Source organism: Massilia sp. NBRC 108631 (assembly GCF_059704565.1).
Map to the genome: position 1 here is coordinate 42,083 of NZ_BAAKJE010000243.1, position 6,600 is coordinate 48,682.

General features: G+C 67.4%; 7 protein-coding genes. 2 read left to right on the forward strand and 5 right to left on the reverse strand.

What is annotated here, in order from left to right; translation table 11 throughout:
* Positions 1-15: 15 nt before the first annotated feature.
* Positions 16-912: a LysR family transcriptional regulator gene (locus AC6H42_RS25815; RefSeq protein WP_057156522.1), complete on the reverse strand. Its 897-nt coding sequence runs from the start codon at positions 910-912 to the stop codon at positions 16-18.
* 129 nt (positions 913-1,041) lie between these two features.
* On the opposite strand from AC6H42_RS25815, the gene AC6H42_RS25820 reads away from it, so the two are divergent.
* On the forward strand, positions 1,042-2,466 hold the full coding sequence (locus AC6H42_RS25820) for an MFS transporter (protein ID WP_497549275.1): 1,425 nt from the start codon (positions 1,042-1,044) through the stop codon (positions 2,464-2,466).
* Positions 2,463-3,842 carry an alginate export family protein gene (locus tag AC6H42_RS25825; RefSeq protein ID WP_162249920.1) on the forward strand — a complete coding sequence of 460 codons (1,380 nt, stop codon included), beginning with the start codon at positions 2,463-2,465 and terminating at the stop codon, positions 3,840-3,842. Before AC6H42_RS25820 ends, AC6H42_RS25825 begins: the two co-directional genes overlap by 4 nt.
* Positions 3,843-3,899: 57 nt before the next feature.
* Here the strand turns inward: AC6H42_RS25825 and AC6H42_RS25830 are convergent, their stop codons facing one another.
* The 4 genes from AC6H42_RS25830 to AC6H42_RS25845 form a co-directional block, all read right to left on the reverse strand.
* Complete coding sequence (locus tag AC6H42_RS25830) at positions 3,900-4,331, reverse strand: GNAT family N-acetyltransferase (RefSeq protein ID WP_497549276.1); 432 nt, start codon at positions 4,329-4,331, stop codon at positions 3,900-3,902.
* Positions 4,332-4,354: 23 nt separating this feature from the next.
* Positions 4,355-5,269 (reverse strand): SDR family oxidoreductase, encoded by a 915-nt coding sequence (locus AC6H42_RS25835; RefSeq protein ID WP_497549277.1) that lies wholly within the window; start codon positions 5,267-5,269, stop codon positions 4,355-4,357.
* An 11-nt stretch (positions 5,270-5,280) separates the two neighbouring features.
* Positions 5,281-6,276: an NADP-dependent oxidoreductase gene (locus tag AC6H42_RS25840; protein ID WP_497549278.1), complete on the reverse strand. Its 996-nt coding sequence runs from the start codon at positions 6,274-6,276 to the stop codon at positions 5,281-5,283.
* Between the two features lie 11 nt (positions 6,277-6,287).
* Positions 6,288-6,600 (reverse strand): SDR family oxidoreductase (locus AC6H42_RS25845; RefSeq protein WP_497549279.1); only part of this gene is annotated, 313 nt, incomplete at its 5' end.

The window sequence follows — 6,600 nt, forward strand, 5'->3', positions numbered from 1 at the left end:
GCAAGGCCGATCGGCTTAGCCTTCCGCAGCGCAGATCGCGTGAACCAGGCCGCGCAGCCAGCGGTGGGCCGGGTCGGCTTCCATGCGCGGATGCCACAGCATGGACACCGTGATTTGCGGAGCGGCCAGCGGCAGCGGGAAGCTGTGCAGGCCGTCGCGCAGTTTGCCGGTTTGTCGTTCAGGCACGCTGGCGATCAGATCCGTGGCGCGGGCCAGCGCCAGCGCTGCTGCGAAACTGCCGACAACGGTGACCACCGTCCGCTCTTGACCCGCTTGCCGTAGTGCTTCATCTATCGGCCCTCTTTCCTGTCCTTGCCGCGATACCGCGACGTGCCGGCCCTGGCCGTAACGGGCTGCCGTCACCGTGCCCTCGCCAAGCGCATGGCCGGCGCGCACCACGCCCACGAAGCGGTCCCGAAACAGCGCGCGGGTGCGCACTTCCGGGCCGGTGGCCTTGCCGACCACGCCTGTTTCCAGGTCCACCGTCGCGTCGCGCAACCCGGTACTTTCCTTGTCCAGCTTGTCGATGAAGCATAGCCGTACGCCGGGCGCTTCGGCCGAGACACGGGCGATCAGCTCGGCGCCGAAATTGTCGATGAAGCCTTCCCGCGCGCGGATCGTGAATGTGCGCACCAGGCCGGCAAGGTCCAGTCGTTCCGCCGGCCGCAGCACGGACTCGGCTTCCTGCACCAGCTGGCTGACGCGCTCGCGCAGTTCCAGCGCGCGCGGCGTAGGCACCAGGCCGCGTCCGGCCCGCACCAGCAGCGGGTCGCCGGTGGTTACACGCAGCCGCGCCAGCGCCCGGCTCATGGCCGACGGACTGAGCCGCAGGCGCCGCGCCGCACGCGCCACGCTGCCCTCGGACAGCAGCACATCCAGCGTAACGAGCAAGTTGAAATCGGGGGAAGTCATGCCTCAACGATAGCACGGATGCGTTTCATATATGGCGTCGGCTGCACTAATAAGCTGCAATTGCTGCGCCTTCCGCCGTATCCCGCGCGCCGGTACGATGCTCGGTAAGCAATCAACCAGGACGCCCTTATGAATATCACCACTCCGCCGCTCGCGCGCGCCGCCGGGCGCGCGCTGGCCGCGCTCTCGCTGACCACGCTGCTTTCCTCATTGGGAACCAGCATCGCCAATGTCGCCCTGCCGGCGCTGGCGCTCGCCTTCGATGCCACCTTCCAGCAAGTCCAATGGGTGGTGCTGGCCTATCTGCTGGCCGTGACGACGCTGGTCGTCAGCGTTGGCAGGCTGGGCGACCTGGTGGGCCGGCGCCGCTTGCTGGTCGGCGGCATCCTGCTGTTCACGCTCGCTTCGGGCCTGTGCGCGCTGGCGTCGGAACTGTGGCAACTGATCGCTGCCCGTGCCTTGCAAGGCCTGGGCGCCGCCGCCATGATGGCGCTGTCGATGGCCTTCGTTGCAGCTTCCGTACCCAAGGCGAAGACCGGCAGCGCCATGGGCCTGCTGGGCGCCATGTCGGCCGCTGGCACGGCGCTGGGACCGACCTTGGGCGGGGCGCTGCTCGGCCTGGCCGCGTGGCCTGCCGTATTTGGCGTGACTGTGCCGCTGGGCCTGCTTGCCGCCCTCCTCGCGCAGCGCTTCCTGCCCGCAGACCATCCGGCCGGCGCCGCGCCGCGCCCGCATTTCGATCATCTCGGCACTTTGCTGCTGGCCCTCACGCTGGCGGCGTTCGCCACCGCGATGACCACCGGGCGCGGCGATTTCGGCTGGCTGAACGCCTCGCTGCTGCTGTGCGCCGGCGCAGGCGCGGTCGTTTTCGTGCTCTCCCAGAAGAAGGCACGCTCGCCGTTGATCCGGTTGGCAATGTTCAGCGACGCAGCCCTCGGCGCAGGCTTTGTGGCAAGCGCGCTGGTGACAACGGTTGTGATGGCGACGCTGATAGTCGGCCCGTTCTACCTGGGCGGCGCACTGGCGCTGGATGCCGGCCAGACAGGTCTCGCCATGTCCGCCGGACCGCTGGTGGCGGCAGTGGCCGGTTTTCCAGCCGGCCGGCTGGTCGACCGCCTCGGCGCGCACCGCATGAGCCTGTCCGGCCTGGCCGCCATGCTGGCCGGCGCCGCAGCGCTGCCTTTGCTGGCGGCCCGCTACGGCGTGCCCGGCTATGTCGGCCCGCTGGCCATGCTTACTGCGGGCTATGCGCTGTTCCAGGCGGCCAACAATACCGCCGTCATGGCAGCCGCCTGCCAGGATCAGCGCGGCGTAGTGTCGGGCTTGTTGAACCTGTCGCGCAATCTGGGCCTCATTACGGGTGCGTCAGCCATGGGGGCCGTGTACGCACTGGGCGTGGCGGCGTCCGGCCTGCCTGCCGCCGATCCGGGCGCCGTGACGGGCGGCATGCAGGCTGCATTCGGGGCAGCAGCGGTACTGATCCTTGCCGCCTTTGCCATCGTCCACCTGGGACGGCCGCTGCCGGGCGCCGCCCGGACCGGGAGCGCCGGTTGAAGCCGTCGGCATCAAACGCCATCCGCGCGGGGCTGGCAAGCGTGTTGCTGGGGGCGGCGCAGTGCCCGTCGTGGGCGCTTGGCGAGCCGGCGTTTGCGCTGAACGGTGAGGCACGCTTGCGCTACGACAGCTTCAACAACGCCCAGGCCGTGCGAGGCAACGACTACCGGCAAACGCTGTTTCGCGGCATCCTGGGCGCCAAGCTGCACCTCGGCCCGAATCTGCGCCTGGTTGGCGAGGCCGGCACCGGGCAGGTTGCGGGGCGCCGGGACAGTGCCGGCGCCAACTTCCAGAACACGGTGTCGCTGCAGCAGTTTTACGCCGACGCCAGCGCCAGCATGGGAAGCGCCGTCATCGGGGCGGCGCTAGGCCGGCAGGAATTCGCCGACGGACCGAAACAGCTGCTCAGCGTAGGCGACGGCCCGAATATCCACCGCAGCTGGAACGGAGTACGGCTGTACGGCAAGGACGGCGCTTTGCGCGTTACCGCGTTCGACTTGCGGGCGACCACGCTGCGGCGCGGTCCTTTCGATGAGAAGATTAATCACGCCGAGCGGCTGCAGGGGCTCAGCGCAAACCTCGCCATGCCGGGCGATGCTGGCAACGGGGAGGCGGCGCTCTCGCTCGATCCGTTCTGGCTGCGCACCAAGAATCCAGCCTTCCGTCTCGGCGGACGCACAGGACTCGACAAGCGCGACACCCTCGGTCTGCGCATCTGGGGCCGCAGCGGCCGGCTGGCGTTCGACTGGACGCTGGCGCACCAGGCAGGCCGGTACACCGTCCCGGCTGCGGGTGGCGCCATGCCGGCAAGCGGAGTGGGAGGGAGCAGTCCAGGCCGCAAGACCGAAGCGTGGGCGCTGTTTGCCGTCCACAGTCTCGCATTGTCCGGCCAAGGCTGGAAGCCGCGTATCACCGCGCGGCTGGACGTGGCCTCGGGCGGGCGCATCGATGGCAGCGGAGCCGATGGCAGCGTTGCACCTGCCAGCGCTCCCCAGCGCAGCTTCAACCAGCTGTACGCCAGCTCCAACTACCTGGGCGAAGGCCAGTTTCTCAGTTTGAGCAATCTCGTCATGGTAACGCCCGGCCTGGCGCTGGCGCCCACGGCACAGACCAGGCTGTCGGCAGAATACGGCTTTGCACGCCGCTATACGGAGCGCGATGCGGCCTATGCGGGCGGTATGCGCGCCTATGCCGGCACGCAGAACGTGGCGGGCCACGAGATAGGAGGGCTGTTGCGCGTGGTTGCCAGCTGGTCGCCGGAGCCTGCGTTGACGCTTAGCCTCAATATTGAGCGCTTCAATGCCGGCTCAGTGCTGAACCGCGCAGGCCGACCGTCGGGCGGCTACGCCTACGTTGGCGCGTGGTACCGCTACTGACCCGGCTGGCGACCGGCAGGACCTGGCTGCCGCAGTCAGGCGACAATCAGGCGACAATCAGGCGAACATATGCGTCATCTCGACGTGGGGAATGCCGGCTTCGGCGAACTCGTCGCCGACGATGGAGAAACCATGCTTTTCGTAGAATGGCGCCGCATGCGTCTGCGCACCCAGCACCACGGTCTTGTGGCCGCGCAGCTTGGCCTGGGCCATCAGCCCTTGCAGCAGTGCGCCGCCGATCCCGCTGCCGCGCGCCGGCTTGCGCACGGCCATGCGGCCGATATGCCCGTCCGGCAGCAGACGGCCGGTGCCGATGGGCGCGCCGGCCGCGTCGTAGGCCACGGCATGCAGGCATGCCGCGTCGTTGTCATCCATTTCCAGCTCGGCGGGAACGTTCTGCTCCACCACGAAGACCTCCATGCGGATGGCCTTTGCGTCTTGTTGCAGGGTGCTCCAGTCGCCGAAGCGAATATCGTGCGCAGTATTCATGCGCAGGATTGTCGCATATGGAATCAGGCTGCGCCACCGCCTTTGACCATGTCCTTCAGCATCTGCCGGATGTGCGGGGTGGCGTCGTTGGGATCGGTCGGATTGCGGCCGGAAATCATGTCTTCCATGCGCGTCTTCAGGCCGCCCAGCGCCTGCGGATGCGTGTAGATGTAGAACTGGCCATCCTCGATCGCCTGGAAGGTGATGTTGGCCACGTCTTCGGCGGTCACCTTGCCGGAGCTGACGGCCTTGTCCGTCATGGCCTGCGAGGCCAGCTGGCTGCGGGTCGGCTTGGCGTCCATCTTCACGTCGTCCGGGCGGTTGCGGTGCGACTGGTTGATGCCGGTCGGGACGAAGAACGGGCACAGCACCGAGGCGCCGATAGGCGCGTCCACCAGGCTCAGGTCGTGGTACAGCGTTTCGGACAGCGACACCACCGCGTGTTTGGACACGTTGTAGACGCCCATCGCGGTCGGATTCACCACCCCGGCCATCGACGACGTGTTGACGATATGACCCTCGTAGCCCTCCTCCTTCTTGGCGCATTCGAGCATCAGCCTGATGAAGATGCGCACGCCGTGGATCACGCCCCACACGTTCACGCCCAGCACCCACTCCCAGTCCGCCACCGTGTTTTCCCAGATCAGGCCACCCGAGCCCACGCCGGCGTTGTTGAATACCAGGTGCACCGAGCCGAACTCCTTCATGGTAGCGTCGGCCAGCGCCTGCACCTGCTCACCCTTGCGCACGTCGCAGATCAGGCCGATCACCTGCGCGCCCTGCTCCTTCAGTTCGGCCACGGTCTTGTCCAGCGTGTCCTGCTGCACGTCGGCCAGTACCAGCTTCATGCCCAGCTTATGCGCCTTGATGGCGAATTCGCGGCCCAGGCCCGCTGCGCCACCGGTGATGACGGCTACTTTGTCTTGGAAGTTTTTCATTCGTGTCAGCCTTAAATCAGTTTTACCAGTTGCTTGCCGAAGTTTTTGCCTTTGAGGAGGCCCATGAATGCCTCCGGCGCGGCGGCCAGGCCTTGCGCCACCGATTCGCGGTATTTGAGCTTGCCGGTGGCGACCAGGCCGCCCAGTTCGCCCAGGCCCTGCGGCCACAGCTCGATGTGTTCGGAGACGATGAAGCCGCGCACCGTCAGGCGGTTGGTCAGCAGCACGCGCGCATTGCGGATCGGGACGTCTTCGCCGTTGTAGCCGGCGATCATGCCGCACAGCGCGACGCGGGCGAACGCGTTGGTGCGCGCCAGCGCGGCGTCGAACACCGCGCCGCCCACGTTTTCGAAGATGGCGTCGATGCCGTCCGGTGTGGCGGCCGCCAGGTCCGCGTCCAGCTTGCCGGCCTTGTAATCAATGCAGGCGTCGAAGCCCAGCTCATTGACCACGTAGTCGCACTTGTCCTTGCCGCCGGCGATGCCTACCGCGCGGCAGCCGCGCAGCTTGGCCAACTGGCCCACCACGCTGCCCACCGCGCCGCTGGCTGCCGACACGACCACCGTCTCGCCGGCCTTCGGCTGCATGATCTGGTTGAAGCCGAACCATGCGGTCATGCCGGGCATGCCGACCGGACCCAGGTAGGCAGACAGCGGGATGTGCGTGATATCGAGCTTGCGCAGCAGCGCGCCGTCGGATACGCCGATCTCGGACCAGCCGAACATGCCGGCCACGAAATCGCCCGCAGCGAACTTGGGGTGCGTCGATGCGATCACCTGGCCAACGGTCCCGCCTATCATGGTGGCGTCCAGCGGCTGCGGTTCGGCGTAGCTCTTGGCGTCGCTCATGCGGCCGCGCATGTAGGGGTCCAGCGACAAGTAGTGGTTGCGGATCAGGATCTGGCCGTCGGCGATCGCCGGGATCTCGGCAGTCTCCAGGCGGAAGTTACTGGCCTGGACTTCGCCGCTTGGGCGGGAAGCGAGGACGATGCGCTGGTAGGTAGTCATTGCAGGTCTCCTTACAGCGCGGACACGCCGCCGTCGACAGGCAGGGTCTGGCCGGTGATGTGCTTGCCCGCGTCGGAGGCCAGCAGCACCACCGGCCCTTTCAGGTCTTCATCGTCGCCCAGGCGGCGCAGCGGCGCTTCGGCGGCCATCTGCTCTTCGCCCAGCGCGGCCAGCAGGCCGGCCGTCATCTTGGAAGGGAAGAAGCCAGGCGCAATGGCGTTGACCGTGATGCCATGCACGCCCCATTCCGCCGCCAGGGTGCGGGTGAAGTTGATCACTGCCGCCTTGGAGGTGTTGTAGGCGATGGTCTGCATGCCCGGCGGA